Here is a 19157-nt window from a genome sequence, read left to right on the forward strand (position 1 = left end):
ACATCGACCCCCGCGGGACCTTGGAACGCAGGGCCTAGACCCTGACCCTGGTGGGGGCATCGATTCCGGCGACCCCCGCCTCGTACAGGGCGTGCGCCGTCCGCAGGACCAGGTCGTCGCGGTGGCGGGCGGCCACGATCTGGAGGCCCACGGGGAGGCCGTCGGGGGCGAGGCCGACGGGGACGGTCGCCGCGGGCTGCTGCGTCATGTTGAACGGGTACGTGAACGGGGTCCAGCCCGTCCAGCGCCGGTGACCGGCGCCGGCCGGGACCTCGGCGCCCGCCTCGAACGCGGTCAGCGGCAGGGTCGGCGTCACCAGGATGTCGTACGACTCGTGGAAGCGGCCCATCCGCCGTCCGAGCCCCATCCGGACGTCCACCGCGGCGAGATAGTCCAGCACGCTGATGCGCGCGCCGAGGCCGGATATCTCGCGCAGGCCCGGGTCGAGCAACTCCCGCTGGTGGGGCCCGAGGGGCTGGGTCAGACGGGCCGCCGCGCCGAACCAGAGCGTGTGGAAGGCGTCCAACGGGTCGGTCAGGTCGGGGTCGGCCTCGGTGACGTACGCGCCGAGCCCCGCGAGCCGCTCCACCGCACGCCGTACGGCCGCCGCGACGGCGGGGCGGACCGCGACCTGCCCGCCCAGCGAGGGCGAGTACGCGACCCGCAGGCCCCGCACCCCGCCCTCCAGCGCGCCCACGAAGGAGCCGCCGACCGGCCCGAGCGCCGACCAGTCCCGCGCGTCGGGGCCGCTGATCACATCCATCAACAGCGCGGCGTCGGCGGCGTCCCGCGCCATCGGGCCCACGTGCGTGAGCGTCCCGAAGGCGCTCGCGGGATACAGCGGCACTCTCCCGTACGTCGGCTTCAGCCCGAAGATCCCGCAGAAGGCGGCCGGTATGCGGACACTCCCGCCGCCGTCCGTGCCGAGGGACAGCGGGCCCGCGCCGAGCGCCACGGCCGCCGCGCTGCCACCGCTGGAGCCGCCCGACGTGCGCGAGACGTCGTACGGATTGCGGGTCACCCCCGTCAGGGCCGAGTCCGTGACGCCCTTCCAGCCGAACTGGGGCGTCGTCGTCTTGCCGAGGAAGACGGCACCGTGCTCCCGCAGCCGGGCCACGGACGGCGCGTCCTCGTTCCAACGGCCCTGCGGATCAACGGTCCTGGAGCCGCGCAGCGTCGGGCGGCCGCGCAGCAGGAGGACGTCCTTGACGGTGACCGGGACGCCGTCCAGGAGGCCCGCGGGCTCGCCCCGCCGCCACCGCTCCGCCGACTCCTGGGCCTGGGCGAGCGCTTCCTCCGCGTCCAGCCGTACGAACGCGTTCACGGCGGGCTGGACGGCGTCGGCCCGCTCCAGGGCCGCGCGAGTCGCCTCCACGGGGCTGAACTCGCCCTTGCGATAGCCATCGACGAGTCGCGCCGCGGTCAGCTCGGTGAGTTCCGACATCGGCCCCTCCAAAGGGAGTTCAGCGTCCCGGTACGTACCCACGCTTCTTGTCGACGACGTTCAGGAGCTGCTTCCCCGCCGACCAGCGCTCGTACAACTCCACGAACTGCTTACCCAGTTCGTCCCGCCAGCCGACCGTGTCCCCGCTCATGTGCGGCGACACGATCAGCCCCGGGACATCCCACAACGGGCTGTCGGGGCCGAGTGGTTCGTGCTGGAAGACATCGAGGGCCGCGCCCGCGATCCACCGCTTCGACAGCGCCTCGGCGAGCGCGTCCTCGACGACGAGCTGCCCGCGCCCGACGTTGATGAAGCGCGCCGACGGCTGCATCATCCCGAAGTGCCGCGCGTCGAACATGCCGCGCGTGGCCTCGGTGAGCGGCGCCGCGGACACCACCCAGTCGGCGCGCGCCATCAGCCGGCCCAGTTCCTCGGGTCCGTGGATACCGGTCCGCGCAGTGCGCCCCACCAGGGCCGTCGTGACGTCGAGCGCCTTGAGCATCCTGACGATCGCCCGCCCGACCGGCCCGGTACCGACCACGCACGCCCGGGTCCCCGCCACGCGCTGCGCGTCGCGGTGCCGCCACTCGCGGCGGCGCTGGAGATCCCATGTCCGCGGCAGATCCTTCGCCATGGACAGCACCAGCGCGGCGACGTACTCCGCGATCGGCTGGTCGAAGACGCCACGCGCGTTGGTCACCACCGTGTCGGACGCGGTGAGCTCGGGACACATCAGATGGTCCACCCCCGCGCTCGCCGTGTGCACCCAGCGCGGCCGCGGACCCTCGCCGGGCCAGGCACGGCGTACGGCGCCCGAGGTGAAGTCCCATACGAGCAGAACGTCCGCGTTCGGCAGCCGCTCGGCCAGCGTGGAGTCGTCGGCGTGCTCGATCCGCACCCGGCCGGTGAGGCTGCCGAGGCGGGGGAGAGGCTCGGCGTCCAGAACGAGGAGCGTGGTCATCGAGGGCAGCCGTTTGGCCATGCGGGTCCGCTCTGCCGGGGGGAGTTCCAGCCGTCTGAGATGCGCGGATTGACCACGCTCGCACCCGAACCTACCTTCGTCAACACGGGCCCGCGTACGGTCCGTTGCCACCCTTTTCCGTCTCGGCCAACCAGGTGACGTACTCGGCCGACGCGGCGCCGCCGGCACTCTTGGACGAATCGGCTCGTCGGGGCCCCGTACTGTCGGAAGATCAGGAAGGTGGGGCATGACCGCACTCGGATTCCTCTACCCCGGTCACGCGGCCGAGGACGACTACCCGCGCATGGAGCAGCTGCTCGGCAGCGACATCCGCATGACCCTCGTCCACACGGAGATCACGGAGATCACGGAGACCAGCGAGATCACGGAGACCGGGGAGGCCGGGGACCCCGGGAAGGCCGCCCGTCGCGTGGACGCGCTCCGCGAGATGGGCTCGGCGGACCGGCTCGCCGCGGGCGTCGAGGAGCTGCGCCTCTCGGGTGCCGAAGCGGTGGTGTGGGCCTGTACCAGCGGCAGCTTCGTGTACGGCTGGCAGGGCGCCCACGAGCAGATCCGCGGCCTTGCCCGGGCCGCGGGGCTGCCTGCCTCCTCCACGTCGCTCGGTTTCGCGCACGCGGTACGGGAGATCGGGGCGCGGCGGGTCGCGGTCGCGGCGACGTATGGGGATGAGGTGGCTGGGCTCTTCGCGGCGTTTCTGGGGGATGCGGGGGTGGAGGTGGCGTCGGTGCGTGGTGCCGGCGGCGGCGGGAGGGGGGCGGCGGAGGTCGCGAGCTGGGGCTACGACCAGATCCTCGCCCTGGCCCGGGCGGCCGACCATCCGGACGCGGCGGCGCTTCTCCTCCCCGACACCGCCCTCCACACGGTCTCCCACCTCCCCGCCCTCGAAAAGGCCCTCTCCAAACCGGTCCTCACCGCCAACCAGGTAACCGCCTGGGAGGCCCTCCGCCTCTCCGCCCGCCGCGTCAACGCTCCGCGCCTCGGCACCCTCTTCACCAAGGAACCCCTCGTGCAGGTGTAGCCGGTGGGGGTGGGTCGGGGTGGTGTTTCGGCTGCGGGCCGGTGGGGGTTGCTCGCGCAGTTCCCCGCGCCCCTTAAGGCGCCTGGGGCGGGCCGGCGGTTGTTCAGGGGCGCGGGGAACTGCGCGCCCAGCCCCCACCCACCCGCAGCCGATGAACGACCCAGGGGGGCTGGGGGCGAAGAACCCCCGAGGTCAGCCCCTGTGCCGGGTGCCCGGGAATAACCGGGGACTGCCTCCTGTTCTCCCCGCGGACGCGCCACGCACAAACCGCAGGAGGCACTGGTGAGCGAGACGGACGAGATCCGAGGCAAGGCGGAGGGCACCGCGCCGGTACCCCTCTCCGTACTGGACCTGGTCACAGTCGGCGCAGGCCGCACCGCCACCGACGCCCTGCACACCAGCGTCAAACTCTCCCGCCTCGCAGAGTCCCGCGGCTTCCACCGCTACTGGGTGGCCGAGCACCACTCGATGCCGGGCGTGGCATCGTCCTCGCCCGCCGTGATCCTCGCCCACCTCGCCGCCCACACCACCCGCATCCGCCTGGGCTCGGGCGGAGTCATGCTCCCCAACCACGCCCCCCTGGTCATCGCGGAGCAGTTCGGCACCCTGGAGGCGATGGCGCCGGGCCGCATCGACCTGGGCCTGGGCCGAGCCCCGGGCACGGACGGTGCGACCGCAGCCGCCCTGCGCCGCACCGAGCGCCTGGGCGAAGGTGCCGACGACTTCCCCGAGCAGCTCGCGGAGCTCACCCGCTTCCTGGACGACGACTTCCCCGACGGTCACCCCTACGCCCGCATCCACGCGGTCCCCGGCCCCGTCCAGTCGACCTCCCCCGGCGGCGTACAGTCCCCGCACCGGCCCCCGGTCTGGCTGCTCGGCTCCTCCGGTTTCAGTGCCCGCCTCGCCGGAATCCTGGGCCTCCCGTTCGCCTTCGCCCACCACTTCTCGGCCCAGAACACGGTCCCGGCGCTGGACCTCTACCGCGAGTCCTTCCGGCCGAGCGCCGTGCTGGCCGCCCCGTACGCCCTCATCGGCGTCTCCGCCCTCGCCACCGACGACGAGAAGGAGGCCCGCCGCCAGGTCCTGGCCGCCGCCCTGAACATGGTCCGCCTGCGCACCGGCCGCCCGGGTCTCGTCCCGACGCCCGAGGAGGCGGAGGCGTACGAATTCAGCCCCATGGAGCGGGAGTTCATCAACACCTGGAACTCCAACGTCATCCACGGCACCGCGGACGAGGTCCGCTCCGGCCTCGACGACCTGCAGAAGCGCACCGGCGCCGACGAGTTGATGATCACGGGCAACGCCCACAGCGGCGACGTACGCCTGCGTTCCTACGAACTCATCGCGGACGCCTACGGGTTGCCGAAGGCCCCGACGACCGAGGCCCGGTAGCCCCGGAAGCCTCAGGTCTGATGGCAGTCGGGCCCCGTCAATAGTGCGGAGATACGATCCGGCGCCACCGGCCGCGAGTACAGCCAGCCCTGCCCGGTGTCGCAGCCGATGCCGCGCAGCCGGGAGGCCTGGGAGGCGGTCTCCACACACTCGGCGGTGACCGTCAGGCCCAGCCGGTGGGCGAGTTGGATGAGGGCCTCGACGATGACCTCGTCGGCGGGGTTGGGGTGGGCGGACGTGCCGTCGGCGTTCTCGTACTGGAAGCCCCGTACGAAGGAGCCGTCCAGCTTCAGGACGGAGACCGGGAGACGGCTGAGGTAGGCCAGGTTCGAGTAACCGGTGCCGAAGTCGTCGATCGCGATGCGTACGCCCATGTCGCTGAGCGCTTGCAGGGCTTGCAGCGGCCGCCCTGCCGAGCCCATCACCGCCGACTCCGTCAGCTCCAGCTGGAGGAGGTGCGGGTCGAGGCCGGTCTCCGCGAGGATCTCCGCCACGTCGGCCACCAGGTCGGAGTCCCAGACCTGGCGCACCGCCACGTTCACACTGACGAAGATCGGCGGTGCGTCCGGGTGGTCCAGCTGCCAGCTGCGGGCCTGCCGGCAGGCGGTGGCCAGCACCCAGCGGCCGAGCTGCACGATCGAACCGTCTTCCTCGGCCAATCCGATGAACCGATTCGGCGTCAGCGTTCCGAACTGCGGATGATTCCAGCGGACGAGGGCTTCGACCCCGCGCACCCCGCCGTCCTCCATGCCCACCAACGGCTGGTACTCCAGCGCGAACTCGCCGCGCTCGACGGCCGCGCGGAGGGTGGAGGAGAGGGCCTGGCGGGTCATGCGGTGGGCGTTGCGCTCCGGGTCGAAGAGGGTCCAGCGGCCCTTGCCGTCGGCCTTCGCCCAGTACAGCGTCGTGTCTGCGGCCTGCATCAGACCGGTCGCGCTGGTTCCGGCGGCGCGCCGCTCGACGACCCCGATGGACGCGGAGAGGGACAGCCGCTGACCGGAGAGGTCGAAGGGGGCCTGGAGGGCCTTCAGGACGGAGTCGGCGAGGTCCGCCAACTGGTCCGTCCCCGTGGAGTCCTCGACGAGGAGCGCGAACTCGTCGCCGCCGAGTCTCGCCACCAGGGGAGTGGCGGCTCTCGCGTAACCCGCCTCGTCGGCGCAGCGTGTCAGGCGTTCGGCGACGGCCGAGAGCAGCCGGTCCCCGACGCGGTGGCCGAGCGTGTCGTTGACCGCCTTGAAGCCGTCCAGGTCCAGATAGCAGAGCCCGATCCGGCCGGTGCCGCCCTCCTCGTACGCCTCCGCCTCCAGGGCGGCCGAGAGGCGCTCGAAGAACAGGGTGCGGTTGGGCAGCCGGGTCACCGGGTCGTGCATCTGCAAGTGGCGCAGCCGCGCCTGGAGTTCACGGCGGGCGCTGATGTCGGCGACGGACAGCAGGACCGCCTGCTCCTGCGGGGGCAGCGGCGCCACGGTGATCTGGACCCAGAGCGAGTGGCCGTCGGGATGCTTGAGGCGGCGGGTGCAGCGCAGCCGGGCCTGCCGGCCGCGCAGTACCTCGCGGTACGAGTGCCAGGTGCGGGCGTCGGAGGCCAGGTCCACCAGATCGGCGGCGATCCGCCCGGCCAGCGCGTCCGCGCCGGGACCGAGCAGCGCGCCCAGTGACTCGTTGGCGGTGACGACGAGTCCCTCGCGGTCGACGACCGCCATGGCGAGCGGCGCCGTGGCGAAGGCCGCCTGGAAGGTACGGGGTGACGCTCCGTCGGATGCGGGCGTGTCGGGTGGCGTCCCGGCCGGGACATCGGTTGCGGCGTACGGCTCTGGAGGCGTGTCGGCAGAGGCGTACGGGTCTGGAGATGACCCTGGGGCGATCGACACACCGGGAGGCGCCCCGGCGTACATACGAGGAGATGTGCCGATGTGACGCTCTGTGACGGCCGACCGGACGAGATCTGCCGTGGGCACCGGCCCTTCGGACGTTCCGCTCACCGCTCGCTCCCGCAGTGCACTCGTTCTTCGTATGGGTTCTCGGGGTGGTCGGCCGGTGATGGACGGCCGCACAAGCCGTGTCCGTGCAGGAAAGTGTGCCGATCATAGAGGGTGGCCTCGGGGAGTTGCAGCCACTGTCCAGTGTCCCGGAACAACGGCCTCTTCTGACAGATCGTTTCTGCCTGCATCTGGACGGGTTCCCTCCCCCGCCGATCGGCTGTGACGTTCCGTGAGTGTTCGGGGTGTCGGCCCCGCGTGGCCCCTCACTCTTCTGGTGCAGACAAACAGGGCGAAGCGTGACGAACTCACACAGGCTGAGTGCGGTGTCCTGAAAACCGCATCCGGAGGTCGACGTGCCGCGTCCGCTGCCCCTGAGGGGTCTCGCCCGTGAGGCCCTGCGGGGTTGCACTCGTGAGGCTTTGCCGGGTGTGGCGCGTGCGGCTTTGTTGGGTGTGGCGCGTGAGGCCTTTCGGGGTCTGGCGCGTGACGGGGCGCCGCGCCGGCGCCGCACCGCGGCCGTGTTCACCTCGGTGACCGCGCTCGCCGCGACCTGCCTGATGCCGGGCCCCGCACTCGCCGAACCCCGCTTGGCCTCATGTGCCCTCACACGGACCGACGCACACCACTCGGAGGGCGTCGACACCTGGAACTCCGCCTATGTGCGCCCCAATCACCCCCTCGACGCGGTGCTGGTCTTCTTGTCCTTCCCGGATTCGGCGCCGCGGACCACTCCGGCGGAACTGACCTCCGACTACTTCCCGGCCACCAGCCAGTTCTTCGCGCGTGCCTCGTACGGCAAGTTCACGGTGCGCCCGCATGCCCAGCACGACTGGATCCGGATGCCGCACACCTCCACGTCGTACGCCATACAGCGTGACTGGAACCCCGAACGCCGCGCCGCCTATCTGCGCGACGCGCTCACCGCCGCCGACAAGCGGGTCGACTTCTCGCGCTACGACATCGTCTACTTCGTGGCCGATCCGGACGCCCCGGGCGTCGACTCGGACGCCACGAAGGTGGTCAACCTCGACACGCCGCTGCGCGCCGACGGCAAGGACATCAGCCGCGTGGTCACGGTCTTCGAGAAGCATCCGCCGGACCGCCTCGTCCTCGCCCACGAGACCGGCCACGTCTTCGACCTGCCCGATCTCTACCACCGCCCCTCCGACGGCAAGGGTGACTGGGACACCTACGTCGGCGACTGGGACCTCATGGGCAGCCAGTTCGGGCTGGCCCCCGACCTGTTCGGCTGGCACAAGTGGAAGCTCGGCTGGCTGGAACCGCGCCAGGTGGCGTGCGTACGGGGCGCCGGCGCCACGCGGCTGACGCTTGAGCCGCTGGGGTCGGGGGAGGGCGGTTCCGGTTCCGGGACGGGTACGGCCGGTGCGGGAGCCTCCGGTGCGGGTGCCTCCGGCTCGTCCGGCTCTTCTGGCTCGGGCGTGTCGTCCGGCTCGGGCGTGTCGGGTGGCACGGGTGTTCGGTCATACGACTCGGGCGTGTCGGATGTGGCGGGTGGTGTGCCGTCGTACGGGTCGAGTGAACAGATGTTCGGTTCTGGGCGGGGCACCAAGCTGGCGGTGGTCCGTACCGGTCCCGACAGCGTGGTCGCCTTCGAGGCGCGCGGCCCGGCGGGCAACGACGACTCGACGTGCACGCAGGGCATCCTCGTCTACCGCGTCCGCAGCGAGGCCGAGTCGGGCGGCGGCCCGATCGAGGTCCTCGACGCGCACCCCCACTCCGAGTCCTGCTGGGAGGGCTCGGTCTACCCGGCACTCGCGGACGCGCCCGTGGCACTCGGGGAGACGTACACGGTGCCCGGCGAGAACGTCCGGATCGAGGTGGACGACCGCACGGCTTCCGGGGCGTGGACGGTGAAGATCACGACAGGCTGAGCCCTGGGGTATCTGGCGACTGCGGTCACGCGGCGAAGCCGTGCGGAAATGACGATGGCGTGCGGAAATGACGATGGCGTGCGGAAGTAGCGATGCCGCACGGAAATGACGATGGCGAGGCCGGTTCGCGTTTCCGCGAACTTGCCTCGCCATCGCTAGCGTGCGCCGCCAGGGACTCGAACCCCGGACCCGCTGATTAAGAGTCAGCTGCTCTAACCAACTGAGCTAGCGGCGCCTGCTGACGTCGTAGACCTTAGCATCCTGATCGGCGGGAGGAAAAATCGATATCCGCACCGCCACGGAGGCGGCCGCGCGGGCCGCCCGGACGGCCGCCCAGAGCATGATCTCGGGCCCGGGAAGCCAGGGGTGCCGGGTGTCGGGGGCGACGAGCCAGCGGGATTCCAGGCGGGCGGCGGCGCTGGGCCCGGTGCCGTCGGCGATCGGCGCGGGGACGGTGACCGCGTCGCCCGTACCGTGACAGAGCAGCGGCGGAACCGCCTCGCACCGCCCCACGTGCCCGGCGGCCTCCTGGTCCCCGGCGCCCCGGGAGCCCCATTCCTCCCACTCCAGGAGCGACGGCAGCCGCTGAGCCGTACCGGGCGCGGCGAACAGCAGCATCCGCCCGCGGTAGGTCGCTACCGGGCCCGAGCCCGGCCCCTCGTCCCACAGCCGGTCGAGCATCCGCCGCCCGAAGATCGCCGGAGCGTTGACGACGTCGAAGGTGCTGCCGCAGGGCAGTACGACCGGGGCGTGCGGCCGCTCCTGCCAGAGGGCGAGCGTGCTGCGCGGATGGGTTCCGGCCGAGGCGAGCCAGGTGGCGCCCTCGGAGGTGACTCCCGCGATGTCGGACCGGTGGGGCAACGGTGCGCCGGGGCCGTGGGGGATGGTGCGTGCCGGGTTCCGTGTGCTGCTCATGCCGATATATCTACCGGTGGTGACCATTCCGTCTCGGAGGGTTGCCGGAAATCGAGACAGGGCGGGGTGGGGTGGAGTATCTTGCCCGGCTGGCATATGCCAGGGGGTGTGTGACGCTCGGGCCAAGGGGGGCGTATGCCGCCCGCCCACGTACAGTCGTTCAAGCCCTTCAAGTACTTCAAGTCTCGTGGCCGGCAGGCGAGGTGGGGAATGCGGATCGGTGAACTGGCCCGGCGCACCGCGGTGAGCGAGCGGTCGTTGCGCTACTACGAGACGCAGGGGCTGTTGCGGGCCGAACGCACGCCGGGTGGTCATCGCGACTACGGCGACTGGGCGGTGGACCGCGTCATCCGCATCCAGGCGCTCTATGCCGCCGGCCTCTCCAGCAAGAAGATCGCCCGACTCCTCCCCTGCATGCGCGACACCGACGGCCGCCCCTCCGCGATCGCCACGCCGCGGCTGGTCGCCGACCTCACCGCCGAACGTGACCGTATTGACCGCACGATCGCGGATCTGGTGCGGTCGCGGGAGGTGCTGGACGAGGTGATCGACGCGGCGACGGATTGAGCCGTGCGCCCGTTCTGGTGGGGGCGCGCCTAAAAGATTGCGCAGTTCCCCGCGCCCCTTTTTAGGGGCGCGGGGAACTGCGCAATCTTTTAGGGGTCTGGGGGCGGAGCCCCCAGGGATGGGACGGGTAGGGGCGGCGGGGGCGAAAACCCCTGCGCTCGCCTCCGTGGCTCAGGCGTGGTCGCTCACCCCATGGCCATGTCCATGCCCGTTCCCCTCCACCCCCCGAAGCAGATCCCGCCCGAACTCGACCATCTTCTTCGCGTAATCCTCGGTCCATTCGGCCCGCTCGGCGATGGCCGCCGCAGTGAGCCGGTCAAACCGCCGAGGATCAGCCAGCTGCGCCGCAGCGATCGCCTGAAACTCGACAGCCCGATCCGCCGCGGCCCGAAACGCAAGCGTCAGCTCCGTCGCCCGATCCAGCAACGCACGCGGATCATCGATCGACTCCAGATCGAAGAAATGCTCCGGATCCCCGGCGGCCTCCGCGGGCTCGAAGAGCAGGGGCGCGGGGCGTCGCCGCGGTTCGTTCCGACGCGGCGTGGGCTCCGCCATGTCTTCTCCTCCTCGTACGGTTCAGGGGCCCGCCTCGGAAGGGGGCCACCGTCTATTGTCCCCCGCCCACGCAAGTGGGCCAGAGATCCCAGGCAGATCCGCAGAGCTGCGCGCAGAGCCGTAGGCCCCTCCAAAGACCGCTCCCCACGATCTACGGCCGCCAAGCCACCCGATGCTCCCCCAGATGCGACAACACCGCGTGATTGGCCTCCCAACCGTCGGGGAACTTCACGGTGACCCCCAGCTGCACCGGCTCCGTCGACGGGTGGTCGTCCAGCAGCTCCGTCACCCCCGCCCGGCACACCACGATGCACGCGTGCCGATGCCGGGACGCGAGCACGCACAAGCGGCCCGTCTCCAAGTGGAACGCCGTCGCGTCGGGCCGCCCCGACAGCGGATGCAGCACCACCGTCACATCGAACTCCCGCCCCTGAAGCCGGTTCGCCGTGTCGACGGTGACGTCCAGAACGCCGAGCTCCGCCAGCGCGGCCCGTACGGCGGCGGCCTGGTCCCGGTGCGCCGTGCCGACGGCGATCCGGTCGGCCGTCAGCGGCACCGGATCGTCCGCCCGCTCCGACGTGGCCGCGCCACCCCGGTCCAGCAGTCGGCGTACGACCTGCGCCACGGCCCGTACCGCCTCGGGATCCGTACGAGGCGTGTGCCGGGCCGGCAGCTCCAGCAGCCCCCAACCCGCCTCCGCCGCCTCGTCGATGACCCGGTCGGGACCCGAACCGTCCGAGACGACCGCGAAGTTGAGGCGCCGGTCAGCGTGCGCCGTGCCACTGCGGAACGGCGTATACGGGTAGAACGCGTCCGAGACCAGCGGTGCCGCCGACGCGGGCAGCCGCCAGGACACCGGAAGGCGGTGCTGCGGCAGCTCAGGATTGTGGGCGAGCAGTGTCGTCACCGCGGACGCTGACGGGTCGTAGGACAGCCCCGCCCACTGCTCGGAGCCCACGGTCGCGAAGGGGTCCAACTGCCCCGGGTCGCCCACGAACAGCGCGCGCTCGAAGAGCCCGGCCACGGCGAGCAGCGCGTCCGACCGCATCTGGTACGCCTCGTCGACGATCGCGTGCCGCCACGGCTCGACGCCCTTGACGTGAGCCCACTTGGCGGCGGTCGAGATGACGACGTCGAGGCCTGCCAGGTCGGCCGCCTTCGTCGACTTGCGGACGTTTGGAAGGCCGTCCAGCGCCTTGTCGTAGGGGTCGCTGTCGCTGCTGTGCAGCCGTCCGACGGGCAGCTCGGGGTCCTTTTCGGCGAGCCGCACCACCAGGTCGTCGACCTGAGCGTTGGTCTGCGCGATGACCATCAACGGGCGCCCGGCGGCGGCCAGTTCGAGGGCCGCGCGTACGACCAGAGTCGACTTTCCGGCACCGGGCGGGGAGTCGACGACGACTCCGCGATGCGTGCCGTGGAGGGTGTCGTGCAGGATCGCGTCGGTGGCGCGGGTCGCGGCGGCACCCGGGTCGAAGACGGTGGTCATAGGACGTCCTCCTCCGTCACCGGGTCCGGCAGGGGTACGGCGTCGGGTTCGCCCGGCGGCCCTCCGTGCGTCCACGGTGTCTCCTCCGGGTCGGGCAGTTTCGCCCCGCCCCGCTGCTCGTGCTCGAAGAGCGTGAAGCAGACGAGGTCGCCCTTCTCCGGCACGGAACCGCTCTCGGGCTCCTTGCCGCGCCCCATCTTGTCGACGATCCGCAGCACGACAGCGGCGCTCCCGTCAGCGGCGCCCCCGCCCCCGTCCTCGTAGGCCCCCTCGTACCCCACGAACTCCGCGGCCTGCGGCTTTCCTCCCAACGACCGGTACACCTTGGCCCGTTCCCCCAGATGCGGGCGGTCCTCCGTGCGGACGGTCACCAGGGGGCGCGGGCTGGGGCGCTTGCCTTCGCTGTACGCCATCACGACATCCGTGACCTCGCCCGCGAACGCCTCCCCGGCGAGCCGTCGCCCGGCCATGACGAGCGGGTCGTCCAGGGCCTCCTGGGCTTCCAGGCGGGCCTGTTCGCGCTCGCGCGTGGCGAGCTTGTTGGCCGCGGTGACCGCGTCGTCGCGGCGCGGCTGCGGGGGCTCGCCCGCGGTGATCCGGTCGCGGTGGCCGGTGAACGACCAGCGGTCGCGGGTCCAGCGGTCGGTGGCGTGCGCGCCCTCGGGGAGCGTGCGCAGCAGGTCGAGTCCGCGCCACACCGCGTCCCAGGTGGGCCGGGTGACGCTCGCGACGAGGGCGTGGATCTCCCGCTCGGCGGCGGTGAGCGCGCCGAGCCGGTCGTCCGCCTCGATGCCGTCCTCGGCGGCGGCGAGCGCCGTACGCGCGCGGTCGTAGCGCTCGATGGCGGGGGCCAGCAGCGTGTTGTCGAAGGCGGGGTCGGTGGCGGGTCCGGCCGGCGGGCAGACGAGCTGGCCGCGGGAGTCCCGACGCAGCTCGGCGTGGAGCGCGGCCGCCGCACCCGACTCGCCGTCCGGTGGGTCGATCCAGGCGAGCAGCGCGCCGAGGTGCTGGTCCTCCAGGCTGCTCTGTCCGGTGGCCCAGTGCCGGGACAGTACGTCGGTGAGGGCGAGGAGGAGGGCGGAGCCGGGCACCCGGGACCGCTCTCCGTAGTGCGTCAGCCAGCGCCCGAGCAGCGGCACGCGGGGCGGCGCCGGATGGGGCGCCTCGGGATCTTGCTCGGCGGTGCGCCTGAAACGCATGGAGCGCCCGAGCAGCCGTACGAACTCGATGCCCGACCGGCTCGGCACGATCAACTGGGGCGCGTCCGCGCACAGTTCGACCTCGACCTTGACCCGCTTGCCGGTCTCCGGATCGGTCTCGTTGCGCTCGGCCGCCTCGACCACGTCCGCGAACGAGTCGATGTACGGCAGGACGACATCCGCCAGCTCGGTGAGGAACGCGAACCGCAGATCCCGGTCCCGGGGCTGCGGCACGACGAGCAGCCGGGGCGCGTCCCGGTCCGTGCCGACGAGTGCCCCGAGGGGGGCTCCCGCCTCACCGGCGGTGATCAGCGGCACGAACACCAGTGGCCGCTCGGTGAGATGCCGGTGCCGCACGGTGGCGGCGGCCTGAGCCCGTCCGCTCTCGACGGCTTCCAGACGGGCGAGGGTGGCGATCAGCGACATACGGCCGCCCCCTCCCGGTCGAGGGGGAGCGCCAACGCCTCGGCCTTCGCGGCCTGGGTTCCCAACGCCTCGGCCCGCAGGTGCGCCGCTCTCCGCAGCGCCGCGACCGCGGGGTCGTCCGGATCTCCCGTCTCACCGTGGGCCGCCGCCAGGACGTCGCCCACCGTCGTCAGCCCGCCCAGTTCCGCGCGCAGTGAGCGGCCCAGGGACGTCACCGCGCCCTGCGCGCGCGAGTGGTCGCGGCAGTGGAAGGCCAGTTCGCAGGCGGACAGGCACTCGGGGGCGTAGGTCGCGGGGACGGATTCGACGGCCGTGGTCAGATCGGCGGCGGGGAGGTCGGTGGAGAAGCAGGTGCCCTCGGGGAGGGTGGCCGCGATGTCCTCGACGCGGGTGAGACGGGCGAGCTGGCGGCGGGTGACCGCGCGCTGCTTGCGGACGTCGACGGCGGACGCGGTCGGAAGGTTGGAGAAGTCCTTGGGGCAGACCAGGAGGACCCGGTGGCGGACCTCGGGGACGGGGTCCAGATGGGCGGCGACCTGCTCCAGCGCCAGGACGTACACCGCGGACTGGCGCGCGGCCGCGCCCACCTTCGCCGGGTCCGCCGAACCGTCGAGCATCGGGAAGGACTTGATCTCGACGACCGTCCAGCCGCCGTCGGGGTGCACGACCACGGCGTCCGGCTCCAGGAAGGCGGGGGAACCCGCGACGTCGAGAGCCAGCATCGGGTGGTCGAGCAGGGTCCAGGTGGCGGCCGCGGTGGCCTCGCGCAGGGCGAGGGCCGTACGCGCCGCGCGTCCCTCGGGGCCGACGGCGCTCAGGTCGGGGACGACACCCGCGGCGGGCGGTTCGGCGCCGGGGTCCAGCTTTTCGTGCACGAGCCGCAGCAGCTCCGCGCCGCCGTCCGCCTTGACCCGCGCCTCGAACGCGTTGCCCCGCATGAAGGCGAACTGCGACATACCGAAGCCGGACGGCGAACCGAGCGCACCGGCCAGCTTCGCCTTGTCGACCCCCGCGCCGTCGAGGAGGGCGCGGCGGTCGCAGCCGGGGTTGGCGGCGAGCGCCGCGAGGGCGCGCGCGTCGAGGGCCTTGGGCGGTACAGCCGGACCGCGCAGGTCAGCGAGCCGCTGCCGGAGCGCCGTCCCCCGCGTCCGAGGGAGAGGCACCCGGCTCGGCTCCCGGCCCGGTTCGGGACTCGCGCTGTCGGGGAATTCGCTCACCCGTGGAAGTCTGGCACCCCGCACTGACAATTGAGGAACCCGCGCCCCGCGAGGCACCCACGACCCGCGGGAAACGGGCGCCCAGCCGTGTCTTCAGCCGGTCCGCCAGCCGCATCACCAACGGCGTCAGCAGCAGCCCGATCCCCATCACCGACGCACCCGCGACGGCGTCGAGGAAGTAGTGGTTCGCCGTGCCCATCACGACGATCGTGGTGAGCAGCGGATACGCGACACCCGCGACCTTGGCGGCAGGCGTGCGGCCGTACCGCCACAGCATCACTCCGCACCACAGCGCCCAGCCCACATGCAGGCTCGGCATCGCCGCGTACTGGTTGGTCATTCCGCCCATACCCCGCGGCGCGCTCGCCTCGCCGCCCCACCAGCCGTACGAGCTGTACTGGGCCATCGTGTCGACGAAGCCGTGGCCGGGGGAGAGCAGCCGGGGCGGGCAGGTCGGCAGCAGGGTGAAGCCGATCAGGCCGATGAACGTGGAGGTCATCAGCCAGGTGCGGGCCGCGCGGTAGCGCACGGTCCGGGAGCGGAAGAGCCAGATCAGGATCGCGGGCGTCACCAAGTAGTGCAGCGACGCGTACCAGAAGTCGGCGGGCACACCCAGCCAGGCCTCACGGGTGAACAGCCGGTTCAGCGGGTGTTCGGCGTTGAGGTGGAGCGCCTTCTCGACGCGCAGGATCTCCAGGCCGTGGTGGACGGCGCTCGAGGTGTCGCCCCGGGCGAGCAGCCGGCCCGCCGAGTACGACGCGTACACCATCACGATCAGCGGCAGCTCGGTCCACCAGCGGAGCCGGGCGTGCGGTGCCCCGGCGTTGCGCAGGTCGGTCCACCGGCGAAACCGGGCGCGTGGTGCCGCCTCGGTACGCAGTGCATCGGTCTGCGGCATCCGATCGCCCTCCCCCATCTGCTTGCGGTGACCCGCCTGTCCGCCCCGTCAGTCTTCACAGTCTGCTGACGACGATCTGTGGCCACATCCGATTTTACGGTGTATGTGAACGCCTTAAAGAGGCGCCCCCGGTCCTCAAAGACGCGGAGATCGCCCGGCGGGTTGCCCGTCGCGCCGGTGAGCGATGATGGAGTGACCCACCCCTCACCCCTCGTCGGGTGATTCACCCCTCACTCGTACCACTCGTCCCGGAAAGGCTCCTCTTCATGGCACCGCGCATCCTGCTGGCCCGGCACGGACAGACGGAATGGTCGCTGTCCGGCAAGCACACCGGCAGGACCGACGTCCCGCTCCTGGAGGAGGGCCGGCGCGGCGCCAAGCTGCTGGGGGAGCGGCTGCACCGGGCACCCTTCGACGGCCTCTCCGGGCTCGAGGTGCGCACCAGTCCGCTGGCACGCGCGCGTGAGACGTGCGAACTCGCCGGCTTCGGCGAGCGCGCCACCACCTGGGACACGCTCATGGAGTGGGACTACGGCGCGTACGAGGGCATGACCCCGGCCGAGATCCAGGGGATCCGCCCGGGCTGGTTCATCTGGCGCGACGGCGTCCCCGAGGGCGAGACCCTGGAGGAGGTCTCCGCGCGCGCGGACGAGGTCGTCGCCTGGGCCCGCGCCGAGGACCGCGATGTCCTCGTATTCGCCCACGGCCACATCCTGCGCTCCATAGGCGCCCGCTGGCTCGGCCTCCCCCTCGACTTCGCGGCCCGCATCCGGCTCAACCCGACCTCGCTGTCGGTGCTCGGGTGGGCCTACGGAGAGCCCGCGATCGAGACGTGGAACGACTGCGGACACCTGACCGCGTAAACCCCTGCCGACGGCCGCGCTCACGCCATGCGCGGCAGGCTCGCGTGGCGTTCCAGGAACGTCGACACACCCGAGGCCCTGCGGTGCGGGAGCAGCACACGGGCCGTTCCCGCCAGCATGGTCTGGATGCGGGACGACTGGACCTCGCCCAGCAGGTCCAGGACGCGCAGACCGGCGAGGGCGGCCTCGTCGGGGCGGCCGCCGCGCGCGAGGTCGTCGGCGAGTTCGGCCATGTAGAGGGCGATGTTGCGGGTGAAGTGCGGGTCCTGGAGCTCGGCGGCGCGGCGCGCGTGGCGGGCCGCGCGGGGCCAGTCGCCGAGCGTCGACCAGCACTGCGCCTCCAGACCCTCCAGTTCGGCCTCTCCGTAGAAGGTCATCCACTCGGGATCCGTCTCCGAAGGACCTCTTTCGTAGAGTGCCTGCGCGCGCGCCAGTGCCTGTTCGCACCCCGCGCGGTCGGCGAGCCCCGCCCAGCCGCCCGCCTCGCGCAGCGCGAGCAGGGACAGCAGGCGCGGAGAGCCGAGGGGGCGCGCGGCGCGCTGTGCCGCCTGCGCCGCGCGCACGGCCTCACGCGGGCGCCCCGCGTCGCGCGCGAGAAACGCGGTGTTGCAGAAGGCGTGCGCCTCCAGGCCCGGGTCGCCCGACATACGGGCGGTGGCGAGCGCCTCCGCGTAGTGCGAACGCGCGTCGTCGAAGCGCCCGGAGTCGTGTGCCAGCCAGCCCACGGAGATGGCCAGTTCGCCCGCGCCCGAGTACAGCCGGTCGGTGGTCGACTGCCGGGTGGTGCCCGCGTCGAGCAGCGCGTACGCCGTGCGCAGCGGGGCCGCCGCGCGCCGGTAGAGGCCGTCGGCCCCGTGCCGGTCGTCGAGCAGCCGGATATTGCGTACGGCCTCTTCGAGGGCGCCCGCCTCGGACGTACCCGCCCGGTGGACGCGCCGTTCCGCGGTCGCGGAACGGCCGCCGAAGGCGACCGCGAAGGGGCCCAGTGAGGCCGCCGCCACGGTGGCGGTGCCTCCGGTCATGAATGCGCGACGTTGCACGTCGCTCTCCTCGTGGTTCTGATCGTGGTCCTCGTACGGGTCGTACGTGTCATGCGTGCCGTGTGGGTCGTACGGGATCTGGCTGTGGTGCGGGTCGTGCGGGTCGTGCGGGATCCGTGTGTGATCCGGGATCTGCGGGTGGTGCGGATCCGGCGTTTCATACGTCTCGTGCGCCCCCCGCGTCTCATGCGAGGCGTGCGAAAGGCTCGTGGAGTGCACAGGGGGCGCCTCGTCCGTGTCGCGCGCCCCACGCCCGCGTACCGATGAGCGGGGCGCGAAGCCCAGGTCGGTGAGCGTGCGGCCGGGGAACATGTGCAGGAACACCCGCTCGTACGCGTAGTTGGGACAGCGGATCTCGCCCGCCTCGACGCGCCCGATGTAGCGCGCGTCGCAGCTGACCCGCTCGCCGATCTCGCGCGCGGCCCGCCGCACCGCCGCGGCGAACTCGCCGGGCGAGCGCTGTGCGCGCAGCCGCCGGAAGGCGAGGTTCGGCCGCGGTGGCCGGGGGGACTGGGACGAGGTCACCATTGACGACGCCATGGCCGGGCCCTCTCTTGCGAACCGTCGAACCATGCCGGATGCAAGGCGAGTTACCCCGGGTTGTGCCCAGTAGGTGCCTTGCTTCCAGCGCGGCAAGAACGTACCTGCTGTCACAGCGCCGCCACGCTGGGTTTGGCTACAAACCGGATATCTCATCCACGATCCGCCATGAACTGCCATCCTTTGCGGCGGTGTTCCGCCGTAGCCGTTGACGTCCTGGCGCGTTGAACCCTGCGGACCGGGAGCCGCCCGAACTCCCGACCCACTCGTCATGAGGAGGGGTTCCGTTGGAGGCCGGGATGGAGACCAGGCAGAGCATCGAGTTCCGTACTTCGCTGTCGACCGCGCAGCACCGGCCGTCCCCGGAGTACAGCGCTCCACCACAGCCGGTCGCCGAGTGCGACCTGGTGACCGTTCCCGCACGGCAGGGGCTGGAGGCGGTCGACATCCTGCGCCGTGGCTCCTGCGACGCCGTCGGACCCGTACTGCACGACGACGGCTGCGACACCCTCGGCTTCCTGGTGCCGCCCGGCACCGCCGACGCCTGGGACGTGCCCGGCAGCATCTGCACACAGACCAACGGCCGCGGCCTCAGCCTGGCCCCGGAACCCCCGGTCGAGGGCTCGGACTGGCTGCTGCCGCCCGGCGAGGCGGACCTCGCCACCGACCCGGCCGTACTGCGGGCCGCGCTGGGCGAGGCGGCCCGGCTGATCGAGGCCGCCGACAACTGCCAGTGACGTC

At 72.1% G+C, this 19157-nt stretch carries 16 protein-coding genes and 1 tRNA gene; 6 read left to right on the top strand and 11 right to left on the bottom strand.

Annotated features, from left to right (window positions below; genetic code table 11):
* Positions 1–34: 34 nt before the first annotated feature.
* Positions 35–1444 carry an amidase gene (locus OIC96_RS30275; RefSeq protein WP_330304821.1) on the bottom strand — a complete coding sequence of 470 codons (1410 nt, stop codon included), beginning with the start codon at positions 1442–1444 and terminating at the stop codon, positions 35–37.
* A gap of 19 nt (positions 1445–1463) precedes the next feature.
* Positions 1464–2426, bottom strand: coding sequence for a D-2-hydroxyacid dehydrogenase (locus OIC96_RS30280; RefSeq protein WP_330304820.1), 963 nt, complete (start codon positions 2424–2426; stop codon positions 1464–1466).
* A gap of 226 nt (positions 2427–2652) precedes the next feature.
* Between OIC96_RS30280 and OIC96_RS30285 the strand changes: the two genes are divergently transcribed.
* A complete protein-coding gene (locus OIC96_RS30285; protein ID WP_330304819.1) occupies positions 2653–3444 on the top strand; it encodes a maleate cis-trans isomerase family protein in 792 nt (263 codons plus the stop codon).
* Positions 3445–3726: 282 nt separating this feature from the next.
* Entirely contained in the window at positions 3727–4836 is a 1110-nt protein-coding gene (locus OIC96_RS30290; protein WP_330304818.1) for an LLM class flavin-dependent oxidoreductase, read from the top strand.
* Positions 4837–4847: 11 nt separating this feature from the next.
* Here OIC96_RS30290 and OIC96_RS30295 read toward each other — a convergent pair whose 3' ends face one another.
* A complete protein-coding gene (locus OIC96_RS30295; RefSeq protein WP_330304817.1) occupies positions 4848–6818 on the bottom strand; it encodes a putative bifunctional diguanylate cyclase/phosphodiesterase in 1971 nt (656 codons plus the stop codon).
* A gap of 353 nt (positions 6819–7171) precedes the next feature.
* Between OIC96_RS30295 and OIC96_RS30300 the strand changes: the two genes are divergently transcribed.
* Complete coding sequence (locus OIC96_RS30300; RefSeq protein ID WP_330304816.1) at positions 7172–8710, top strand: M6 family metalloprotease domain-containing protein; 1539 nt, start codon at positions 7172–7174, stop codon at positions 8708–8710.
* 161 nt (positions 8711–8871) lie between these two features.
* Here the strand turns inward: OIC96_RS30300 and OIC96_RS30305 are convergent.
* Together OIC96_RS30305 and OIC96_RS30310 are read right to left on the bottom strand one after the other, a co-directional pair.
* Positions 8872–8945, bottom strand: a tRNA-Lys gene (locus OIC96_RS30305).
* Positions 8936–9625 carry a bifunctional DNA primase/polymerase gene (locus tag OIC96_RS30310; protein WP_330304815.1) on the bottom strand — a complete coding sequence of 230 codons (690 nt, stop codon included), beginning with the start codon at positions 9623–9625 and terminating at the stop codon, positions 8936–8938. The genes OIC96_RS30305 and OIC96_RS30310 overlap by 10 nt, the downstream gene beginning before the upstream one ends.
* A gap of 210 nt (positions 9626–9835) precedes the next feature.
* Here OIC96_RS30310 and OIC96_RS30315 point away from each other — a divergent pair, with 210 nt between their 5' ends.
* Positions 9836–10192 (top strand): MerR family transcriptional regulator, encoded by a 357-nt coding sequence (locus tag OIC96_RS30315; protein ID WP_330310118.1) that lies wholly within the window; start codon positions 9836–9838, stop codon positions 10190–10192.
* A 171-nt stretch (positions 10193–10363) separates the two neighbouring features.
* Here the strand turns inward: OIC96_RS30315 and OIC96_RS30320 are convergent, their stop codons facing one another.
* The 5 genes from OIC96_RS30320 to OIC96_RS30340 form a co-directional block, all read right to left on the bottom strand.
* A complete protein-coding gene (locus OIC96_RS30320) occupies positions 10364–10747 on the bottom strand; it encodes a hypothetical protein (protein WP_327428955.1) in 384 nt (127 codons plus the stop codon).
* Positions 10748–10898: 151 nt separating this feature from the next.
* The gene (locus tag OIC96_RS30325) at positions 10899–12233 is read right to left on the bottom strand and encodes an AAA domain-containing protein (RefSeq protein WP_330304814.1); all 1335 of its coding nucleotides are present in this window, start codon (positions 12231–12233) and stop codon (positions 10899–10901) included.
* Positions 12230–13858, bottom strand: a complete 1629-nt coding sequence (locus tag OIC96_RS30330; RefSeq protein ID WP_330304813.1) for a hypothetical protein — start codon at positions 13856–13858, stop codon at positions 12230–12232. The genes OIC96_RS30325 and OIC96_RS30330 overlap by 4 nt, the downstream gene beginning before the upstream one ends.
* Entirely contained in the window at positions 13849–15021 is a 1173-nt protein-coding gene (locus OIC96_RS30335) for a hypothetical protein (protein WP_330304812.1), read from the bottom strand. The genes OIC96_RS30330 and OIC96_RS30335 overlap by 10 nt, the downstream gene beginning before the upstream one ends.
* Entirely contained in the window at positions 14972–15973 is a 1002-nt protein-coding gene (locus OIC96_RS30340; protein WP_330304811.1) for a phosphatase PAP2 family protein, read from the bottom strand. The genes OIC96_RS30335 and OIC96_RS30340 overlap by 50 nt, the downstream gene beginning before the upstream one ends.
* Positions 15974–16239: 266 nt before the next feature.
* Between OIC96_RS30340 and OIC96_RS30345 the strand changes: the two genes are divergently transcribed.
* Positions 16240–16836, top strand: coding sequence for a histidine phosphatase family protein (locus OIC96_RS30345; protein ID WP_330304810.1), 597 nt, complete (start codon positions 16240–16242; stop codon positions 16834–16836).
* 20 nt (positions 16837–16856) lie between these two features.
* Here the strand turns inward: OIC96_RS30345 and OIC96_RS30350 are convergent, their stop codons facing one another.
* A complete protein-coding gene (locus tag OIC96_RS30350; RefSeq protein ID WP_330304809.1) occupies positions 16857–18416 on the bottom strand; it encodes a hypothetical protein in 1560 nt (519 codons plus the stop codon).
* A 299-nt stretch (positions 18417–18715) separates the two neighbouring features.
* On the opposite strand from OIC96_RS30350, the gene OIC96_RS30355 reads away from it, so the two are divergent.
* Positions 18716–19153 (top strand): hypothetical protein, encoded by a 438-nt coding sequence (locus OIC96_RS30355; RefSeq protein ID WP_330304808.1) that lies wholly within the window; start codon positions 18716–18718, stop codon positions 19151–19153.
* Positions 19154–19157 lie beyond the last annotated feature (4 nt).

Origin of the sequence: Streptomyces sp. NBC_00775 (assembly GCF_036347135.1) — a bacterium.
Classification (GTDB): domain Bacteria; phylum Actinomycetota; class Actinomycetes; order Streptomycetales; family Streptomycetaceae; genus Streptomyces; species Streptomyces lutosisoli.